The 17,626-nt window shown below is 73.8% G+C and carries 15 protein-coding genes; 9 read left to right on the forward strand and 6 right to left on the reverse strand.

Translation table 11 applies throughout. From position 1 onward, the window contains the following. The 3 genes from ACZ434_RS12715 to ACZ434_RS12725 all read left to right on the forward strand — a co-directional run bounded on the left by ACZ434_RS12715 (position 1) and on the right by ACZ434_RS12725 (position 4,120). Positions 1 to 2,826, forward strand: coding sequence for an NHLP bacteriocin export ABC transporter permease/ATPase subunit (locus ACZ434_RS12715; protein ID WP_468454773.1), 2,826 nt, complete (start codon positions 1 to 3; stop codon positions 2,824 to 2,826). Positions 2,827 to 2,907: 81 nt separating this feature from the next. Continuing rightward, positions 2,908 to 3,915 carry a Ppx/GppA family phosphatase gene (locus ACZ434_RS12720; RefSeq protein ID WP_468454775.1) on the forward strand — a complete coding sequence of 336 codons (1,008 nt, stop codon included), beginning with the start codon at positions 2,908 to 2,910 and terminating at the stop codon, positions 3,913 to 3,915. Between the two features lie 28 nt (positions 3,916 to 3,943). Next, on the forward strand, positions 3,944 to 4,120 hold the full coding sequence (locus ACZ434_RS12725) for a hypothetical protein (protein WP_468454777.1): 177 nt from the start codon (positions 3,944 to 3,946) through the stop codon (positions 4,118 to 4,120). 20 nt (positions 4,121 to 4,140) lie between these two features. On the opposite strand, the gene ACZ434_RS12730 is transcribed toward ACZ434_RS12725, so the two are convergent. Next, the gene (locus ACZ434_RS12730) at positions 4,141 to 4,749 is read right to left on the reverse strand and encodes a flavodoxin family protein (protein WP_468454779.1); all 609 of its coding nucleotides are present in this window, start codon (positions 4,747 to 4,749) and stop codon (positions 4,141 to 4,143) included. A 79-nt stretch (positions 4,750 to 4,828) separates the two neighbouring features. Between ACZ434_RS12730 and ACZ434_RS12735 the strand changes: the two genes are divergently transcribed. From ACZ434_RS12735 to ACZ434_RS12745, 3 genes are read left to right on the forward strand one after another with little or no spacing between them, the layout of a single operon-like run. Beyond that, positions 4,829 to 5,842: an iron-containing redox enzyme family protein gene (locus ACZ434_RS12735; RefSeq protein WP_468454781.1), complete on the forward strand. Its 1,014-nt coding sequence runs from the start codon at positions 4,829 to 4,831 to the stop codon at positions 5,840 to 5,842. A 46-nt stretch (positions 5,843 to 5,888) separates the two neighbouring features. Continuing rightward, positions 5,889 to 6,518, forward strand: a complete 630-nt coding sequence (locus tag ACZ434_RS12740; RefSeq protein ID WP_468454783.1) for a HemK2/MTQ2 family protein methyltransferase — start codon at positions 5,889 to 5,891, stop codon at positions 6,516 to 6,518. Then, positions 6,499 to 6,696 (forward strand): CDGSH iron-sulfur domain-containing protein, encoded by a 198-nt coding sequence (locus ACZ434_RS12745; protein ID WP_125501900.1) that lies wholly within the window; start codon positions 6,499 to 6,501, stop codon positions 6,694 to 6,696. The genes ACZ434_RS12740 and ACZ434_RS12745 overlap by 20 nt, the downstream gene beginning before the upstream one ends. Positions 6,697 to 6,872: 176 nt before the next feature. On the opposite strand, the gene ACZ434_RS12750 is transcribed toward ACZ434_RS12745, so the two are convergent. Continuing rightward, complete coding sequence (locus ACZ434_RS12750) at positions 6,873 to 7,307, reverse strand: subtilase-type protease inhibitor (RefSeq protein WP_468454786.1); 435 nt, start codon at positions 7,305 to 7,307, stop codon at positions 6,873 to 6,875. Between the two features lie 340 nt (positions 7,308 to 7,647). Here ACZ434_RS12750 and ACZ434_RS12755 point away from each other — a divergent pair, with 340 nt between their 5' ends. Continuing rightward, the gene (locus ACZ434_RS12755; RefSeq protein ID WP_468454788.1) at positions 7,648 to 8,343 is read left to right on the forward strand and encodes an alpha/beta fold hydrolase; all 696 of its coding nucleotides are present in this window, start codon (positions 7,648 to 7,650) and stop codon (positions 8,341 to 8,343) included. Between the two features lie 89 nt (positions 8,344 to 8,432). Next, positions 8,433 to 9,602, forward strand: coding sequence for a lactate 2-monooxygenase (locus tag ACZ434_RS12760; protein WP_468454790.1), 1,170 nt, complete (start codon positions 8,433 to 8,435; stop codon positions 9,600 to 9,602). Between the two features lie 183 nt (positions 9,603 to 9,785). Here the strand turns inward: ACZ434_RS12760 and ACZ434_RS12765 are convergent, their stop codons facing one another. The 4 genes from ACZ434_RS12765 to ACZ434_RS12780 form a co-directional block, all read right to left on the reverse strand. Continuing rightward, a complete protein-coding gene (locus ACZ434_RS12765) occupies positions 9,786 to 11,438 on the reverse strand; it encodes an RICIN domain-containing protein (protein ID WP_468454792.1) in 1,653 nt (550 codons plus the stop codon). 570 nt (positions 11,439 to 12,008) lie between these two features. Continuing rightward, a complete protein-coding gene (locus ACZ434_RS12770; RefSeq protein ID WP_468454794.1) occupies positions 12,009 to 12,386 on the reverse strand; it encodes a toxin Doc in 378 nt (125 codons plus the stop codon). A gap of 3 nt (positions 12,387 to 12,389) precedes the next feature. After that, positions 12,390 to 12,635 carry a hypothetical protein gene (locus tag ACZ434_RS12775; RefSeq protein ID WP_468454796.1) on the reverse strand — a complete coding sequence of 82 codons (246 nt, stop codon included), beginning with the start codon at positions 12,633 to 12,635 and terminating at the stop codon, positions 12,390 to 12,392. Positions 12,636 to 12,771: 136 nt separating this feature from the next. Beyond that, positions 12,772 to 15,015 (reverse strand): glycoside hydrolase family 9 protein, encoded by a 2,244-nt coding sequence (locus tag ACZ434_RS12780; RefSeq protein ID WP_468454798.1) that lies wholly within the window; start codon positions 15,013 to 15,015, stop codon positions 12,772 to 12,774. A gap of 233 nt (positions 15,016 to 15,248) precedes the next feature. On the opposite strand from ACZ434_RS12780, the gene ACZ434_RS12785 reads away from it, so the two are divergent. Further along, positions 15,249 to 17,624: a SpoIIE family protein phosphatase gene (locus tag ACZ434_RS12785; protein WP_468454800.1), complete on the forward strand. Its 2,376-nt coding sequence runs from the start codon at positions 15,249 to 15,251 to the stop codon at positions 17,622 to 17,624. Positions 17,625 to 17,626: the final 2 nt, after the last annotated feature.

Genomic DNA, 17,626 nt, shown 5'->3' on the forward strand with positions numbered 1-17,626 from the left:
ATGACAGCCGTGCACGAGGGCCGGGGCGGCGATCTGGTCCTGGGCGCGCTCGGGTCGCTGGGCACACCGGTCGACTGCTCGGGGTTCGGCCGGCTGGACCTGGAGGGGCCGCAGGTGCTGTGGCTGATCGCGTCCGGTGCCGTGGACCTGTTCGCGGTGGACGCCGCACAGCAGGGTCACTGGCACCATCTGGGCCGGCTGGAGGCGGGCTCGCTGGTGCTGGGCCCGGTGGCCGGTCCGGCGCACACGCTGGTGGCCCGTCCGCTGCGGGACTGCGTGGTGCACCGCATCGGGCTGCGGGAGCTGTACCAGCCCGCGAGCACGCACACCTGGTCCTGCGACGCGTACGGCGATCCGCGGTACGTGCCGCCGGCGACGAGCCCGCTGGAGTACGCCCTCGCCCTGGGCGTGGGGCGGAGTCTGTCGGTGCTGTTCCAGGCACCGATGGCGACGGAGCGGGCCGCGGCGCCCACCGACGACGACGTGTTCTGGATGCGGGTCCCGCCGGGCAGCGTGCGGTACGGCTCGCTGTACGGGGCGGAGGCGGCGGCCGACCTGCTGATGGATCCGGCGCTGTGGCAGAGCATGGTCGACCAGCAGTACCGGCTGATGACCACACTCGACCGGTGGATCGAGCAGCTGGAGCAGACCCATGAGACCCGGACCGCCGAGGGCATCAGGGCCGGCGAGGCGGTGCGGGCCCAGGCCGACCGGACGCTGCTCGCCGCGATCGGCGAGCGGTCCGGACGGCGCACGACGGCGGCCGACGCGGACGCCACGTACGCGGCCTGCGAGCTGGTGGCCCGGGCCGCCGGCATCCCGCTCGCCCCGCCCGCGCGGTCCGGCACCGGCGGGGACCGGCTCGATCCGGTCGAGCGGATCGCCCTGGCGTCCCGGGTGCGCACCCGTGTCGTACGGCTGGACGGCCGCTGGTGGCGGGACGACGTCGGTCCGCTGGTGGGGCACCGGGCGCTGTCGGGGGCTCCGGTGGCGCTGCTGTGGCGGCGCGGCGGCTATGTGGCGGTGCATCCCGCGACCGGCAGGCAGACCCCGGTGGAGAAGGCGAACGCCGGGGAGTTCGAGCCCCGCGCGGTGATGTTCTACCGTCCGCTGCCCGAGCGGCGGCTGAGCCCGCTGCGGCTGCTGCGGTTCTGCATGACCGGGACGCGCGGTGATCTGACGGGACTGCTGCTGAGCGGTCTGGTCACCGTGGCGATCGGGGCCCTGGTGCCGCTCGCGACCGGCAAGGTGCTCGGCGAGTTCGTGCCGACGGCGCGGACGGAACCGATCGCGCAGGTGTGTCTCGCGGTGATCATCGGCAGTGTGGTGGCCGCCGCCTTCATGCTGCTGCAGAACCTCACCCTGCTGCGGCTGGAGGGCCGGGTGGAGGCCACGCTCCAGCCGGCCGTGTGGGACAGGCTGCTGCGGCTGCCCACCCGGTTCTTCACCCAGCGGTCCACCGGTGAGCTGGCGAGCGCGGCCATGGGCATCAGCGCCATCCGCCGGCTGCTGGCCGGGGTCGGCCCGACGGTGGCGCAGTCGGTCACCGTGGGGGCGGTGAACCTCGGGCTGCTGCTGTGGTTCAGCGTGCCGATGGCGCTGGCCGCGATCGGGCTGCTGGTCGTCGTCGCGGGTGTGTTCCTGGGGCTCGGGCTGTGGCAGGTGCGCTGGCAGCGGCGGCTGGTGGTCCTCACCAACAAGCTGAACAACCAGGCGTTCCAGACCCTGCGCGGCCTGCCGAAGCTTCGGGTGGCGGCGGCGGAGAACTACGCGTACGCCGCGTGGGCGTCGGAGTTCGCCCGCAGCCGTGAGCTCCAGCAGCGGGCCGGCCGGATCAGGAACCTGACGGCGGTGCTGGGCGCGGTGTACCTGCCGCTGGTCACGCTGGCGATGTTCATGCTGCTGGCCGGACCGGCGCGCGGCTCGATGACGGCGGCGGAGTTCCTCACCTTCAACACGTCGGTGACGATGATGCTGACCTCGGTCACCCAGCTGACCGGCGCGTTCGTCTCCATGGTCGCCGCGCTGCCGCTGTTCGAGCAGATCAAGCCGGTGCTCGACGCCACTCCTGAGGTGCGGGCGGCGAGCACCCGGCCGGGCCCGCTCACCGGGGCGATCGAGGCGCGACGGCTGTCCTTCCGGTACTCCGACGACGGGCCGCTGGTCCTGGACGACGTGTCGTTCGAGGCGCGGCCGGGCGAGTTCGTGGCGGTGGTCGGCCCGAGCGGCTGCGGCAAGTCCACCCTGCTGCGGCTGCTGATCGGCTTCGACCGGCCGGTGTCCGGCAGTGTGCTCTACGACGGCCAGGATCTGGCCGCGCTGGACCGGTCGGCGGTGCGCCGGCAGTGCGGTGTGGTGCTCCAGCACGCCCAGCCGTTCACCGGGTCCGTTCTGGACGTGATCCGCGGGACCGAGCCGTACACGCCGCAGGAGGTGATGGCGGCGGCGGAGCTGGCGGGGCTCGGCGAGGACATCCGGCGGATGCCGATGGGGCTGCACACCATCGTGTCCGGCGGCGGCGCGGTCTCCGGCGGTCAGCGACAGCGGCTGATGATCGCCCGGGCGCTGATCCGCCGGCCGCGGATCCTCTTCTTCGACGAGGCGACCAGCGCCCTGGACAACGAGACGCAGCGCACGGTGATCGAGAGCACCAAGGCCCTGGAGGCGACCCGGATCGTCATCGCGCACCGGCTGTCGACGGTCCTGGACGCGGACCGGGTGGTGGTGATGGAGGGCGGCAAGGTGGTCCAGCAGGGGCCGCCCGGCCGGCTGCTCGCCGACACCGGTGGCCGGCTGCACGAGCTGGTGCGGCGCCAGCTGGCCTGAAACCCCGCCCGCGGTGGCCCGTCCGCGCCGTACACAGCGGCGGGGCCGTTGATCCGCGCCGTAAGTGGGTACCCACGGGCCATGCGGACCAGCGTGGTGGATGTGGGATCGAAGACCGTCAGACTCGTCGTGTCGGACACGGAGGGCGGTGCGCCGCTTCCGGTGCACACGTCCAAGTGGCGGCTCAGGCTGTCCGAGCAGGTCACCCCGGGCGGACCGGTGCCGGAGCAGGCGGTGGAGGACCTGGTGGACGCCGTGGCTGCCGCGGACCGGGCCGCCGCGCGGTGGGGGGCGGCCGGGCCGCTGGCGTTCGCGACGGCCGTGGTGCGCGGCGCCCCGAACCGGCTGGAGGTGCTGCGCACGGTCCGGGAGCGGACGGGTGTCGAGCTGTGCACCCTTCCCGGCGAGGTCGAGGCGGAGCTCACCTTCCTCGCGGCGCGCCGCTGGATGGGCTGGCGGTGCGGGCCGCTGGCGCTGCTGGACATCGGTGGAGGCTCGCTGGAGGTCGCCTTCGGGCGGGGTCGGCTGCCCGACTTCGCGGCCTCGCTGCCGCTGGGCGCGGCCCGGCTGACGCACGAGTACTTCGCGGACGAGGACCCGCCCGGCCCGGAGCGGGTGCGGGCGCTGCGCCGGCGGGTGCGCCACCAGCTGCGTGACGTGGCGGCCCGGGTCCGCTGGGAGGGGCCCCGTACGGCGGTCGCCACCTCCCGGACCTTCCAGCAGCTGGGGCGGCTGTGCGGGGCCGCTCCCGGGCGGCACGGGCCGTTCGTGGAGCGGGAGCTGTCCAGCACCGATCTGCGCGGGGCGATCGACCGGCTGGCCGTCCTGCCCGCCGTCGACCGCGCCCGGCTGCCCGGCATCTCCGCGCCCCGCTCCGTGCAGAGCCTGGCCGGGGCGGTCGTGGCGCACACGGCGATGAAGCTGACCGGGCTGCGCACGGTGACGATCTGTCCGTGGGCGCTGCGTGAGGGGGTGCTGCTGCGGCACCTCGAGGACGGTCCGTCCTGGTGGGCGGAGATCACCCGCCTCTACGAGAAGGAGGCGGCCGCCGAGCCCGTACCCCTGCGCATCGCGACCGCGCGCGCCTGACCGAGACGTACGACGAGAGGAGACCCCCGTGTCCGAGCGGGACGACCAGGACAAGCCCGAGACGGCCGTCGAGGAGCTGCTGCACGAGGCGGAGGAGGCCGCGCGCCGCACCACCGGTTCCCCCGGGAGCCGCAGGCGCCGCAGCGGGGAGGGCGAGGCGATCACGCCCAACACGGAGGCGCAGGAGCAGTCCCGGGGCGAGTAGCGGAGCGGCCCCGGTGCCTCCTACTGCGGGGGCGGGCCGAGCGGGTGGGCCTCCAGGGCCCGGGCCACGCCCAGCAGGTTGGCCGCCATGGCCCGGCCCGTCTTGCGGGACCAGTCGTGGCCGCTCCCGCCCTCCAGGAAGCTCGGTCCGGGGCCGGGGCCCTGGTTCCAGTAGGTCCACGCCTGGCCGGGGATGGTGTAGCCGATGTCCTGCAGTCCGCCGGTGATCTCGCTGATGACGTGGTGGGCGCCGTCCTCGTTGCCGGTGACGACGACTCCGGCGACCCGGTTGTAGGCGACCGGGCGGCCGTCGTCGTCGGTCTCGGCCATCATCGCGTCCATGCGTTCCAGGACGCGCTTGCTGACCGACGACGGCTGGCCGAGCCAGGTCGGGGTGGCGATGACCAGGATCCGTGCCGCGAGGATCCTCTCGTGCACGTCCGGCCAGTCGTCGCCCTCGTGCACGGCCTCGCTGACCACGCCCGGGGCGATGTCCAGGTCGACCGCGCGGACGACGTCCACCTGCACGCCGTCCTTCTCCAGCTGCTCGGTGACGGTCCGGAACAGCGCCTCGGTGTTGGACGTGTCGGGTGACTTCTTGAGGGTGCAGTTGATCACTAGTGCCTTCATGCTGCCATGGGGTACCCCGTGCGCGGTGCCCTGTCACACGGGCAGGGGTTCCGGTGCGCCGTCCGGGTACCCGGGGTCCATGGAAGACCCCCGAGACGAACCACTGCTGCCCGCCCCGCGCGGCCCGGTGAGCGGCGCCGTACAGGACCGTCTGCGCGGCACCGGTCCGCTGCCGTCCACCGAGGACGTCGAGGCGGCCCCCGTGTACGGCGACGACCTCCAGCTCGCCCTCTACCTCTGCTACGAGCTGCACTACCGCGGGTTCGCGGGCGTCGACCCCGGCCTGGAATGGGACCCGGAGCTGCTGCGCACCCGGGCCGCCCTGGAGCGGCGCTTCCTCGGCGCGCTCCGCGCGGACGCCCGGCGGCACGACGGCGTCGACGACGCGCTCGCCGGGATCCTGGTCGAGCCGGTCGACGGCACCGGCGTCAGTCATTTCCTGCGCGACAAGGGCGAGCTGTGGCACCTGCGCGAGTACGCCGCCCTGCGGTCGCTGTACCACCTCAAGGAGGCCGATCCGCACGCGTGGGTGCTGCCCCGGCTGCGGGGGCGGGCCAAGGCGGCGATGGCGGCCGTGGAGTTCGACGAGTTCGGCGGCGGCCGCGCCGACCGTGTGCACGCCCGGCTGTTCGCCGATCTGATGACCGACCTCGGTCTGGACACCACGTACGGCCGCTACCTCGACGCCGCCCCCGCCGAACTCCTCGTCACGGTGAACCTCATGTCGCTCTTCGGTCTGCACCGCTCCCTCAGGGGCGCTCTGGTGGGCCACTTCGCCACGGTAGAGATCACCTCCTCGCCCGGCTCCCGGCGGCTCGCGGAGGCGATGCGGCGCACGGGCGCGGGGCCCGCCGCCGAGCACTTCTACGACGAGCACGTGGAGGCGGACGCGGTGCACGAGCAGGTGGTGCGCCACGACGTCATCGGCGGACTGCTGGAGGACGAGCCGCGGCTCGCCCCGGACATCGCCTTCGGTGTGGACGCCACGGTGTTCACCGAGGACCTGCTCGGCGACCGGCTGCTGGCCTGCTGGCGGGCGGGCCGCTCGGCCCTGCGCGAGCCCCTGGACCGGATGTCCGCCCATACCTCGTGAGCGCGGGGGTACTCGGCGGGCTGTGAAATCACTCGTACCACCGGGCGTGTACGCCCCTCAAGAGGACACCGAACTGCTGACCGGCGCCCTGCTCGAGGAGCCGCTGGCACCGGGCGCCGACGTGCTCGACGTGGGATGCGGGTCCGGCGCGCTGGCCGTGACCGCCGCACGTCTCGGCACCCGCGTCACCGCCGTCGACGTGTCGTGGCGGGCGGTGTGCGCGACGCGGATGAACGCGTTGCGGGCGGGTGTGCCCGTCCGGGTCCGGCACGGCAACCTGTTCGCTCCGGTGCGGGGACGGTCCTTCGACCTGGTCCTCGCCAATCCCCCGTATGTACCGGCACCGGGCGGCCGGGGGGTGCCGCGTGGCGCGGCACGGGCCTGGGACGCGGGCGGCGACGGGCGGCTCGTCCTGGACCGGATCTGCGGACAGGTCCCGCGGCTGCTGCGGCCGGGCGGTGTGCTGCTGCTGGTGCAGTCCGCGCTCAGCGGCCCCGAGGTGACCCTCGGCCTGTTGCGGACGGCCGGACTGAAGGCCGCGGTGACGCGGCGCCGGCGGATCGCCCTCGGCCCGGTGCTGCGGGAGCGGGAGCGGTGGCTGCGGGAGCGGGGGCTGCTGTCCCCCGCGGAGAACGAGGAAGAGCTGGTGGTGGTCCGTGCCGAACTCCCCGTCTGACGCCCCGCGGCGCGTCACCGTGCAGCGCAAGGGGCCTCTGCTGCTGGAAGGCCCGGTGGAGGTGGAGCTGGAGGACGGCACGGTCGTGTCCTCCGACCGCTTCCGGGTGGCCCTGTGCACCTGCCGTCGCAGCCGCCGGTATCCCTGGTGCGACACCAGCCACCGCGACCGGGCGTGACCCGGCCCGGGCGACCGGGCGGGCGTGCGCCCGGTCCGTGAGAAGCCCGGAGGCCGGCGGGCGGCCCCACTCCGCCCGCCGGCCTCCTTCCGCGAGATCGCACGTTCCGCGTGGGGGCTCGCACTCCCCAAATCTGCGGGCCGCCGCGCGGTCACGGGAACCGTGCGATCCCGGTCCTAGAACGCGAAGACGCTCGAACCGTGAGCGTTCATCACGCACGCGTTGGAGAAGATCCGCTCGTAGGAGACGCGCTGTCCCTGCCACACCCCGTCGACGGTGACGAGCACCGGGTCGTACTGCTGGGTGCAGAAGACGCCGTCCCGCATCGTCAGCGCGTCGAGGTCGCCGCCGACGCCGTTCAGGTCCGCGCAGGCCGAGGCCGCGGCCGGGTGGGTGCCCGAGGGGCCGGGGGCGCAGGTCAGGGTGACCGCGCGTTCCGGCGTGACGGTCGCCGCGCTGTCGCCGTGGCCCACGGTGAGTACCAGGGCCGAGGGGGCGTAGAGCGCGGACGGGGCATCTCCCTGAGCGGCCAGCGCGACCCCGGGCAGGGGTGCGCAGACGGCTGCGGCCGTGAGGCCGAGGACGGTGGCCCAGCGCGCGGTGTTCCGCATCGTGTGCATCCTTCCGCTTCGTTTCGTCGGGTCGCCGGCCCGTGCTCGGTGGTGCCGGACCGGCGTGCCGGAGTCTGCCGAGTCGGCGGCGGAAACTCACGTCGGATGTGCGGATTCAGGTAACATTGCGTGTTGAAACAGTGGCGCGAAGTGACAGTACGCGAAGGGCTCGACCCGGCAACCGGGCGGCCGACGCATATGCGAAGTGGCCAGATGGCCGAATACCCGCTGCTGCTTAATCGGCCTGAAACATTCCGATTCCCCTGCCGGCCGGCCCTTCGCCGACATCCTGCGTTCAGGGCGTCGTGGCGTTGTCAGTGGCCTTCGTTACGGTGCGGGCATGACCTCATTCGTGTTGGTGGCCGGTGCCTGGCTCGGGGCGTGGGCGTGGGACGAGGTGGCGGACGAACTGCGCGCCACCGGGCGGGAAGCGCACGCTCTGACGCTGTCCGGCCTCGCCGGGAAGCAGGGCGTGCCGGCGGGGCGGCGGACCCATGTGCGGGACATCGTGGCGGAGGTGGAGCGCCTCGGTCTGCGCGACGTGGTCCTCGTCGGGCACAGCTACGCGGGGACGCCGGTCGGGCAGGCGGCCGGGCTGATCGGGGACCGGCTGCGGAGGGTGGTGTTCGTCGACGCCCATGTGCCGGTCGACGGGGAGTCGTTCCTCGCGGGCTGGCCCAGTGACCACGTCCGGCGGGCGATCGAGGACAACGGCGGCTGGTGGCCGCCCCCGGCGGCGGGGGACTTCGCGGGCCAGGGGCTGACGGACGAACAGATCGCGCGCCTCGTCGGCGGATCGACCCCGCATCCCGGAGCCACGCTGACCGAACCGGCCGTCCTGGAACGGCCGCTCGGGGAGCTGCCGGCGACGTACGTCAAGTGCCTGCTGGACGGCGACGAGCCGCCGCCCGCCGCGGCGGAGCCGCTGGGGAGCGGCCGCTGGGAGCTGGTGACGATGGACACCGGGCACTGGCCGATGTTCTCCCGCCCACGGGAGCTGGCCCGGGTCCTGCACGAGGCCGCCGGCCACCGCTGAACTCCCCACAGCCCCGCCCTGGACTCACCCGGCGCATACCGGCCAGTATGCGTCGGGACGACACGGCTCGAGGAGACAGGGCGGGACGGATGGCGAAGCACTGGGCCGACTTCCAGTACGAGATCTACCTGAACGGGATGGCCGGTGCCGTGCCCCGGCTGCCCACCGACCTGACCCGGCTGGAGGAGCTGACCGAGCAGCGGCTGGGACCGGGGCCGGTCGGGTACGTCGCCGGCAGCGCGGGGGACGGCAGCACCGCCCGGGCCAACCGGGCCGCGCTCGACCGCCACCGGATCGTGCCGCGGATGCTGCGGGACGTGTCCGGGCGTGATCTGTCGGTGGAGGTGCTGGGCCGTTCCCTGCCGGCACCGCTGGCGCTGGCGCCGGTCGGCGTGCTGTCGATCATGCACCCGGAGGGGGAGTCCGCGGCCGCCCGGGCCGCCGCCGCGCAGGGTGTGCCGTTCGTCCTGTCCTCCGCGTCCAGCACGCCGATGGAGCAGGTCGCGGAGGCGATGGGCGAGGCGGAGCGCTGGTTCCAGCTGTACTGGCCGAAGGACGTAGAGGTGGCCCGGAGCTTCCTGAACCGGGCGAAGGCGGCGGGGTACACGGCGCTCGTCGTCACGCTGGACACTCCCCTGCTGTCCTGGCGCCCGCGCGACCTGGACCGGGCGTATCTGCCGTTCCTGCACGGGGTGGGCACCGCCAACTACTTCTCGGACCCGGCGTTCCGGGCGGGTCTGGCCAAGCCGGTGCACGAGGACCCCGACGCGGCGGTGATGCACTTCGTGGGCATGTTCGCCGACCCCGCCAAGTCCTGGCCGGACCTGGCGTTCCTGCGGGAGAACTGGGACGGCCCGATCGTGCTGAAGGGCGTGCTCCACCCCGACGACGCCCGGCTCGCCGCCGACGCCGGGATGGACGGTGTGGTGGTGTCCAACCACGGGGGCCGTCAGGTGGCCGGGGCACTCGCCGCGGCGGACGCGCTGCCCGGCGTGGTCGCGGCCGTCGGCGACCGGCTCACCGTGCTGTTCGACAGCGGGGTGCGCACCGGCGACGACGTCTTCAAGGCGCTCGCCCTCGGCGCCCGGGCGGTCCTGCTGGGTCGCCCCTACGTCTACGGGCTGGCCCTCGACGGCCAGGCGGGCGTGGAGCACGTCATCCGCTGTCTGCTCGCCGAACTCGACCTGACCCTCGCCCTGTCGGGCCACGCCACCCCGGCCACACCCGGCCCCGGCGACCTCACCCGGCCGGCCCCCTGAACCACCCCGGCGGCACACCCGCGCCGCGCGCCGTCCGGGACGCCGTACAGCCGGAACGAGCCGCCGCCCGGGCCACCGCCCGGCCCCGGTCCCTCACGCACGCCGGCAATCGGCAGCCGCACGATGTGCCGTACGGCCGGGGCGGGACCCCTCCCGAGAGGGTCCCGCCCCGGCCGTGGACGCTCACGCCAGCGGTTCCGGCAGCCGCGCGCGGCGGGCCGGCGGGGCGTCCGTGCCCGTGCTGGAGAGGGAGCCCGCGGTGCTGCCCACGGGCTCGGCCGCCCAGCGCTGGTTCACCGTCCGGTCGCGCACCTTGACGACGATGTCGGCGTTCGCGTCAGGGGTGGCGGGGGTGAGGGCCAGCTGTTGGTCCCAGCGGGGCAGCAGCTCACCCTGGAAGGTGAGGTCGTAGCGCACGTCGTCACGGCGCGCGTCATCGGTGTCGGCGCAGGTGCCCAGGACGACGACACCGGCGTCCTTGTGGGAGTCCAGGCACAGGCCGGGGTCCGCGACGCTGCGCAGCAGCCCGTCGTCCTCGTACGTCCACTGCTGGGTCCATGCCGAGGAGCACTCCGCGAGCCGGGTGCCCGAGCCGTCCTGCGGCTCGGGCACCCGGCTGTCGAGGCAGAGGCCGGAGGCGACGTTGCGCAGCCGGGTGCGCCCCGGCGCGCCGGGCAGTCCGGCGGCGCCCGGAGGGGAGGCGGACGGCACGGCCGCGCGCCCGCCCGCCGTGCCGGTGGAACCCGTCGGATCGGCCGCGCCGCCGTCCGGCGTGGAGGACCCGGCGATGAGCACGCTCACCAGCACCCCGGCGGACACCGCGCCGAGGCCGGTGAGGAGCGTCCGGGTGGAGCGCACCGGGTCCGGGAGCGCGATGCCCGCGAGACGGTCGGGGACCGGCAGCCGGGACAGCAGACGGTGCCGGCCGCCGCCGGACTCCGCTCCCCCGCCCCCGCCGCGACGCCGACGGCGGGCGGCCCGGCCGCCGCGCGGGCCGGCCGCCACGCGCCCGGGACGCGAATCGAGATACCGCCGGGCGCCCCAGCCGAGCATCGCCTCGGCGAGCAGCGCCCCCAACCCGCCCTCGAAGTGGCTCAGTTGCTCGGCGGCGTTGCGGCAGTAGCGGCACTCCGCCAAGTGCCGGCGGACGTCCGGCAGCAGGGCCCCGCCCCGGCGGATGGGCACGTCGAGGAGACGGTTGTAGAAGCCGCAGTCCTTCGTCGGTGCCAGTTCCTGATGAGCATGGACAAGTCCCTGACGGAATTTGTCCCGCGCCTGTTCGAGTGCGCCCGACGCGATGTCGGGATCCATGCCCAGCAGACCGGCCGGTACGGAAATCGGCTCGGCCTCGACCTCCACATGCCAGAGCAAACACCGCGCGAGTGCGGGCAGGGACCGGAATGCCCGCCCGGCGAGTGTGCGGTTTTCCGGAGTCATGGTCGTCGCCGCGCGCATGCCGCGTCCGCCGGCCGGTTTCTGCAGACCCGGCAGAACCGCGGCTATTCGGTCGTCGGCGGCCCACTCCCGGACCGTGTCCCGCACCTCGACCAGCAGCACCGGCCGCAGCGCGACGGCCGATTCACCGACGGCGACCCGGTCCAGGACGATGTGCAGGGCTGCCGCGGTGACCATGGCGGCCGTCTGCCCCGGCGAGGCGAGACAGACGGCCGCGTAGTCCTGCATCGGCCGCCAGTGCCGCGCCGTCAGCAGCGCGACGGAACGGGCGGCCTCGCCCTCCGGACGGCCCCGCAATCGCGCGGCGAGGGCCTCGTCGGATTCCCCGGGGTCCCCGCCCGGCGGCGGATAGGGGGGTCGAGGAGGGTGGGGGGTGTGCACTGAGATGGTTCCTTCCCACAGCGCATGTGACATTCGAGCGTTTCCGACACCGAAAAGGGAGGCCCGATTGGTGCATACCTCTTTGGCGTGGTGCGGGGGGCGCGAATTCACCGACGGCGAATCGGATCCGGTTCATCAACTCGTGCGCGTCCCCGGCCTTTACCCCCTCGCGGGTGGCTCACTCTCGCACAACCGGCACGCGGCCAACAAGGCGGTTGAGCAACATCAGCGCGTTGACAGAAAGTCAGAAAGGGAAGGCGGCCCGCGGGGGTCACTGCGGCTTTCGACCTGCGTTTTCCCGGGGTTCACATCCGGAGCGTCATAAGTGCCGCCCGGCGCTCATCCGCGCACTCGCCGGACGCGCCACGCACCCCGTGTGAACGCCGCGCCCGCGGCGGAGCCCCGCGCACGCTCCCGGCGCACGCCGGAGCGCGGTCGACTGGTCACGACCCTTCTCGGAGGTCACGCGCAGAGACGGCGGCTCTCCTGCGCCCGGCCGCCGGCCCCGATCCTTCCGCCCTCGGCCGGCGGCCCCGAGCCCGCGCCCGGCGTCCGGCGTCCGGCGCGGTCTCAGATCTGCCAGGAGCGCAGCCGGTCGGCCGCGGCGTACACATCGGCGTCGCCGGAGATCAGGTCACGGGCGAGGTCGACCAGGGCCCCGTAGGGCGGGTCGATTCCGACGCCGCTGACGAACATGTAGGCCACGGCGGTGGAACAGGCGAAGCGCGCGTTGGCCGAGGGCAGCGGCCGGAGCACGGCCAGGGTGTGCAGCAGGGCTGCCGCCCGCCAGGCCGGATCGGAGTCCACGCCGAGCCGGGGCGGGTCGACGCGGTGCCGGGCGACGGCCGCGACCAGGGCGGAGAAGTCGTTGATGGTGGGCTGGTCCGGCAGGACCTCCTCGTGCCGCTGGAGCAGCCAGGGCACGTCGATGTGCAGCACGGGTGCCATCGCTCAGGCGGCCCGCCCCTCGCCCTTGGCGGGGGGTTCGTCGTCCGGGAAGGCGGCGGCGAACTCGTCCTTGTGGGCGGCGAAGAACGTGCGGAACGCCTCCGCGCCCTCCTGGAGGGCACGGTGGCGGGCTATGTCCGCCGCCGCCGCCTCCCGCACGAGCGCCTTCATGGACGTACCGCGTTCCTTGGCGATCTGCCGCAGGTCCTCGAGCTCGCGGTCGCTGAACTCCACGTTGAGAGCAGGCATGCCCTCACGGTACCGCTCGGGTACTCGATCGTAAATACCCGCAGGTCAAGCGGCATGCGAAGGGGTACCGACGGCCCCGCGTCCCGGCCTTTCCGCCGGGACGCGGGGCCGTCGTCGGCCCTGTGTCGGCCCTGTGTCAGCCCTGGTCGGCCACGAAGGAGGCCATCCGGGTCAGTGCGGCGTTCCAGTTGATCGTGTGCTCGTTGGTCGACCAGGACTGGATGTCGTCGATGAAGCAGAACTGACCGACGCAGCCCTGCAGTTTCGACTGGGCGTAGGGGTCCTGGATGCTGGAGTTCGGTCCGCCGGAGAGCGTGCCGGCGGGCGGGTTCGGCAGGTTCGGATCGAGCTGGCGGGCGTACCAGCGGCTGTGCTGGTTCTGTGCGTGCACCTCGCCGTAGCCGGTGACGTAGGAGATGTTCAGGGCGTTGCGTCCGAGGACGTAGTCCATGCTCTGCAGCGCCCCGTCACGGTACTTCCGCGCGCCCGTGAGGTCGTAGGCGGTGGCGAGGACGACCGCGTTGTTGAGCACCTGGTGGGTGGAGCCCCAGTCGTAGACCTCGCCGGCGGGCGCGTACGGCATGCCGTACGGGTGGGCCTTCAGCGTGGCCAGGTAGCGGTCGGCGCCCTCGATCACGGAACGGCGGACCTTGTCCCTGCCGGGCAGCCGGTTCGGCACGGTCGCGAGGTCGAGCCGGCCGGCCGCCGCGGTGCGCGCCCAGTCGAAGCCGAGCGGGCCGAAGATGTCGGCCGTGTGCACCGGGGAGTTCAGCACGTACTCCTCGAACTGCCGCTCCCCCGTGGTGAGGTAGAGCTCGGCGGCGGCCCAGTAGAACTCGTCGGACACGGTGTCGTCGGGGTAGGCGCCGCCGCCGATGCCGTCGTCGGGGTCGGCGAGCAGGTCCGGGTGGGCGAGGGCCGCGGTCCAGGCCTTGCGGGCGGCCGCCAGCGCGGTGGCCGCGAACTCCTTGTCGTGGGGCCGGTACAGCCGTGCCGCCTGGGCGGCCGTGGCCGCGAGGTTCAGGGTGGCGGCGGTGGTCGGCGGGTGCAGTTCCCGCTTCTGCGGGTCGTCGCCGGGCAGCAGCGGCAGCCCGGTCCACTGCGCGTCGTGGATCTTGTGGTGGGCCATGCCGGCCAGCGGTTCACCGTCGGGGACCTGCATCTTCAGCAGGAACTCCAGTTCCCAGCGGGCCTCGTCGAGGATGTCCGGGACCTTGTTGCCGCTCTCGGGGATGTTCAGCGTGCCGTCGCCGAGCCGGTCCGCCTCGCCGGTGCGGGCGTGCCGGGCGCGTTCGTAGGTGCTGAGCACCTCCCAGGTGCTGATGCCGCCGTTGACGACGTACTTGCCGTGGTCGCCGGCGTCGTACCAGCCGCCGGTGACGTCGAGGGTGTAGTCGCACACCCCGGGCTGACAGGGCACCTCGGCGTCACCCTGGTTGGGGGCCACGCCCACGTGTCCGGCCGCGCGGCCGTAGCCGGGGCGCAGGTCCTCGCGGATGGGCGTGCCGCTGCGCTGGGTGTAGTAGTACTTCGCCGAGTCCAGCCGCAGCCGCTCGTAGGCGCTCGCGTCGATGTCGAAGGGCCGGCTCGTCTCGCCGTCCACGGTCAGGGTGTAGCCCGTACCGCGCTTGCGGTGGCCGCCGAAGTCGATGGAGTGGACGTTCTGCCCGGAGGAGGCGTCGGTGCCGCGCGGCACGGTCCAGCCCCGCCGGACCACACGGCCGTCGCCGTCCGCCAGCTTCCAGCGCAGCCGCTTGGTCTCGTCGGTGACCAGGGTGGCGTTCTTCGGCCCGGAGGGCAGGTAGCCGACCTGATTGACCCGGACCCGGGGCCCGGTGTCGGGCACGTACGGTTCGGGGGCGACCCCGCCCAGCAGGGACACGTCGTCCACGCAGAACCGCCAGGGGTCCGCGCTGCCGCCGAGCTGGAAGCCGACCTGCCCCTGCGCGGTGTCGACGGGTGAGGTGAAGGTGTACGAGTAGGTGTTCCCCGAGACGCTGAGCTGCGGGGAGACCTCGTAGTAGGTGTCGTACGGCTCCACCTGGAGGCCGACGATCGCCCGTACGACATGGCCCGCGGGCGAGCCGGTCGCGCTGAAGGAGAAGCGGTACGACTCGCCCTTCACCAGGGTGATGTCGTTCTGGCCGACGGCCGCGTCCCAGCGGTTGACGGTGCCGCCGGGGACGTCGGCGCACAGGCGGCCGTCGGACGGGCCCGCGGTGACGCCGGCGGAGGCCCACCAGGGGTCGGTGCCGTCGTCGAAGGTGCCGTTGCGGACCTGCTCGACCTCGTCGGCCCCGGCCGGAGCGGCGGGCAGCGCGGTGAGGGCGGTCGCCAGCAGGCCGGCCAGGGACAGCAGAGCGGTTCTGCGTCTGTTCACGTAGGGGCTCCTCTGGGGAGGTGCGGGTTCACGGGAGCGCGGGATGGGAGCGCTCCCATTTCCGTACGCGGACCATGGTTGTGGCTGGTGTGACGGTCCGTCAACGGTGGGGACGGGACTGTTGACGGCCGGCGTCCCTGCCGCCCCGGCGTTCGCGCGGGGCCCGGACGCACTAGGCTGGAACTCTGGCGATACACCGGTTCACGGTGAGTGTGCGCGATGGAGTGGCGACGATGAGGCCGGACGACCCGTTCGACGATGCCGTGACGGCCCGGGCCGTCATCGCCGCCGACGGCACGCTCGCGCGGTGGAGCGAGGGTGCGCGCCTGCTGCTGGGACACACGGCCGAGGAGGTCGTGGGCCGCCCGGCCGCCGGCCTGCTCGCCGAGGGGACGGGCCCGCCCCGGCTCCCGGCCGACCGCTGGAGCGGCACCCTCGCGCTGCGGCACCGCGACGGCGGCGCCGTCGCCGTGTGGGTGCTGGCCCACCGCAGACATCCGGCGGGCGGCACCTCCGGCGACTGGCTCGCCGTCACCCCGCTGGAGACCTCGCCTCACGAACTGCCCGACGAACCGCTGGTCAGGGCGGCCGTGCACCAGTCGCCGTGCGCCACGATGGTGTTCGACCGGGCGCTGCGACTGCGCGGGGTCAACGACGCGATGGCGCACCTGCTCGGGCTGCCGGCCGATCATCTGCGCGGGCTGCGGCCCACCGACATCGGCGGCCGACCGCAGCACACCGAACTCGAGCGGCACCTGGAGCAGGTGCTGCGCACCGGCCGGCCGCACGAGATGCAGACGTACATGAAGGCCACGAGCGAGACCCGCGCCCACGCCTGGCTGGCCCGCCTCGCGCCGCTCACCGACGGGGCCCGGGTGCGGGGCGTGTGCGTGACGGCCCACGACTTCACCGAGCAGTTCCGGGCGCGGGAGCGGCTGCAACTGGTCAACGAGGCCAGCATCCGCATCGGCACCACCCTGGACGTCACCCGTACGGCGCAGGAGCTGGCGGAGGTCTGCGTACCCGCGCTGGCCGACTTCGTCAGCGTGGACCTGCTGGAGCCGGAGGAGCCCGGCGGCGAGCCCGCCGACCCGCTGACCGCGCCGGTCTCGCTGCGCCGGGTCGCCCACCTCTCCCGCACCCCGGGGGACCCGGAGGCGATCGCGGACGTCGGCGAGGTGGTCGTCTATCCGGCCGCCGCGCCCCACGCCGACTCGCTGCTCGCGGGCCACAGCGTCATGGCCTCGGTGTCCTCCGGGGAGCTCGACCCGTGGCTCGCCGTCGACGAGGTGCGGGCCCGGCAGATCCGGGAGCACGGGATCCACTCGATCCTGTCCGTACCGCTCCAGGCCCGCGGCACCACGCTCGGTGTCGCCGCCTTCACCCGGTTCAGCCACCCGGAGTCGTTCACCCACGACGACGTGCTGCTCGCCGAGGAGGTGACGGCGCGCGCCGCCGTCTGCATCGACAACGCCCGCCGCTACTCCCGCGAGCGGGAGACCACCGTCGCCCTCCAGCGCAGCCTGCTCCCCCGCACCCTGCCGCGCACGGCGTGGGTGGAGGCGGCGACCCGCTATCTGCCGGCGTCGCGTTCCGGTGTGGGCGGCGACTGGTTCGACGTGATCCCGCTGTCCGGGATGCGGGTGGCCATGGTGGTGGGGGACGTGGTGGGACACGGTATCCAGGCGTCCGCGACCATGGGCCGGCTGCGGACCGCGGTGCGCACCCTCGCCGACATCGACCTGGCCCCCGACGAGCTGCTGACCCACCTCGACGACCTGGTCCACCATCTGTCGCAGGAGTCGGGCGGGGACCCCGGGCACGGCGAGGTCGGCGCGACCTGTCTGTACGCGGTCTACGACCCGGTGTCGCGCCGCTGCACCCTCGCCCGGGCCGGACATCCCGCACCGGTCCTGATCCCGCCGGGTGGCACGGCCCGGCACCTGGACCTGCCCTCGGGCCCACCGCTGGGCGTGGGCGGGCTGCCGTTCGAGTCGGCCGAGCTGGAGCTGCCCGACGAGGCGGTGCTGGCGTTCTACACCGACGGGCTGGTCGAGTCCCGCGGACGGGACAGCGAGGCCGGGTACGCGCTGCTGCGCGAGGCGCTGTCCGACGCCGCCGGCCCGCTCGACGAGACCTGCGACCGCGTGCTGCAGTCGGTGCTGGCGCCGGGCGGCGCGTGCGACGACGTGGCCCTGCTGCTGACCCGTACCCACGGACTGCCGGCCGCGCAGGTCGCCACCTGGGACATCCCGGCCGACCCGGCGCTGGTCGCCCCGATCCGCAAGCAGGTCCTCGACCAGCTGGCCGCCTGGGCGCTCACCGAGGCCTCGTTCACCGCGGAGCTGGTGGTGAGCGAGCTGGTCACCAACGCCATCCGGTACGGTGCCCCGCCCATCCGGCTCCGGCTGATCCACGATGCCTCGACGCTGATCTGCGAGGTGTCCGACACCAGTCACACGGCGCCGCATCTGCGCCGGGCCAAGACCTGGGACGAGGGCGGGCGGGGCCTGCTGCTGGTCGCCCAGCTCACCCAGCGCTGGGGCAGCCGGCACACGGCCGACGGCAAGACCATCTGGGCGGAGCTGGCCCTGGTGGACGGGATGTGACG

Source organism: Streptomyces sp. NPDC030893 (genome assembly GCF_055571535.1).

Coding starts and splice junctions, on each gene's coding strand:
- ACZ434_RS12755 (WP_468454788.1), top strand. CDS start 7,648: ATGACCTCATTCGTGTTGGTGGCCGGTGCCTGGCTCGGGGCGTGGGCG.
- ACZ434_RS12715 (WP_468454773.1), top strand. CDS start 1: ATGACAGCCGTGCACGAGGGCCGGGGCGGCGATCTGGTCCTGGGCGCG.
- ACZ434_RS12775 (WP_468454796.1), bottom strand. CDS start 12,635: ATGCCTGCTCTCAACGTGGAGTTCAGCGACCGCGAGCTCGAGGACCTG.
- ACZ434_RS12730 (WP_468454779.1), bottom strand. CDS start 4,749: ATGAAGGCACTAGTGATCAACTGCACCCTCAAGAAGTCACCCGACACG.
- ACZ434_RS12750 (WP_468454786.1), bottom strand. CDS start 7,307: ATGCGGAACACCGCGCGCTGGGCCACCGTCCTCGGCCTCACGGCCGCA.
- ACZ434_RS12770 (WP_468454794.1), bottom strand. CDS start 12,386: ATGGCACCCGTGCTGCACATCGACGTGCCCTGGCTGCTCCAGCGGCAC.
- ACZ434_RS12720 (WP_468454775.1), top strand. CDS start 2,908: ATGCGGACCAGCGTGGTGGATGTGGGATCGAAGACCGTCAGACTCGTC.
- ACZ434_RS12760 (WP_468454790.1), top strand. CDS start 8,433: ATGGCGAAGCACTGGGCCGACTTCCAGTACGAGATCTACCTGAACGGG.
- ACZ434_RS12785 (WP_468454800.1), top strand. CDS start 15,249: ATGAGGCCGGACGACCCGTTCGACGATGCCGTGACGGCCCGGGCCGTC.
- ACZ434_RS12735 (WP_468454781.1), top strand. CDS start 4,829: ATGGAAGACCCCCGAGACGAACCACTGCTGCCCGCCCCGCGCGGCCCG.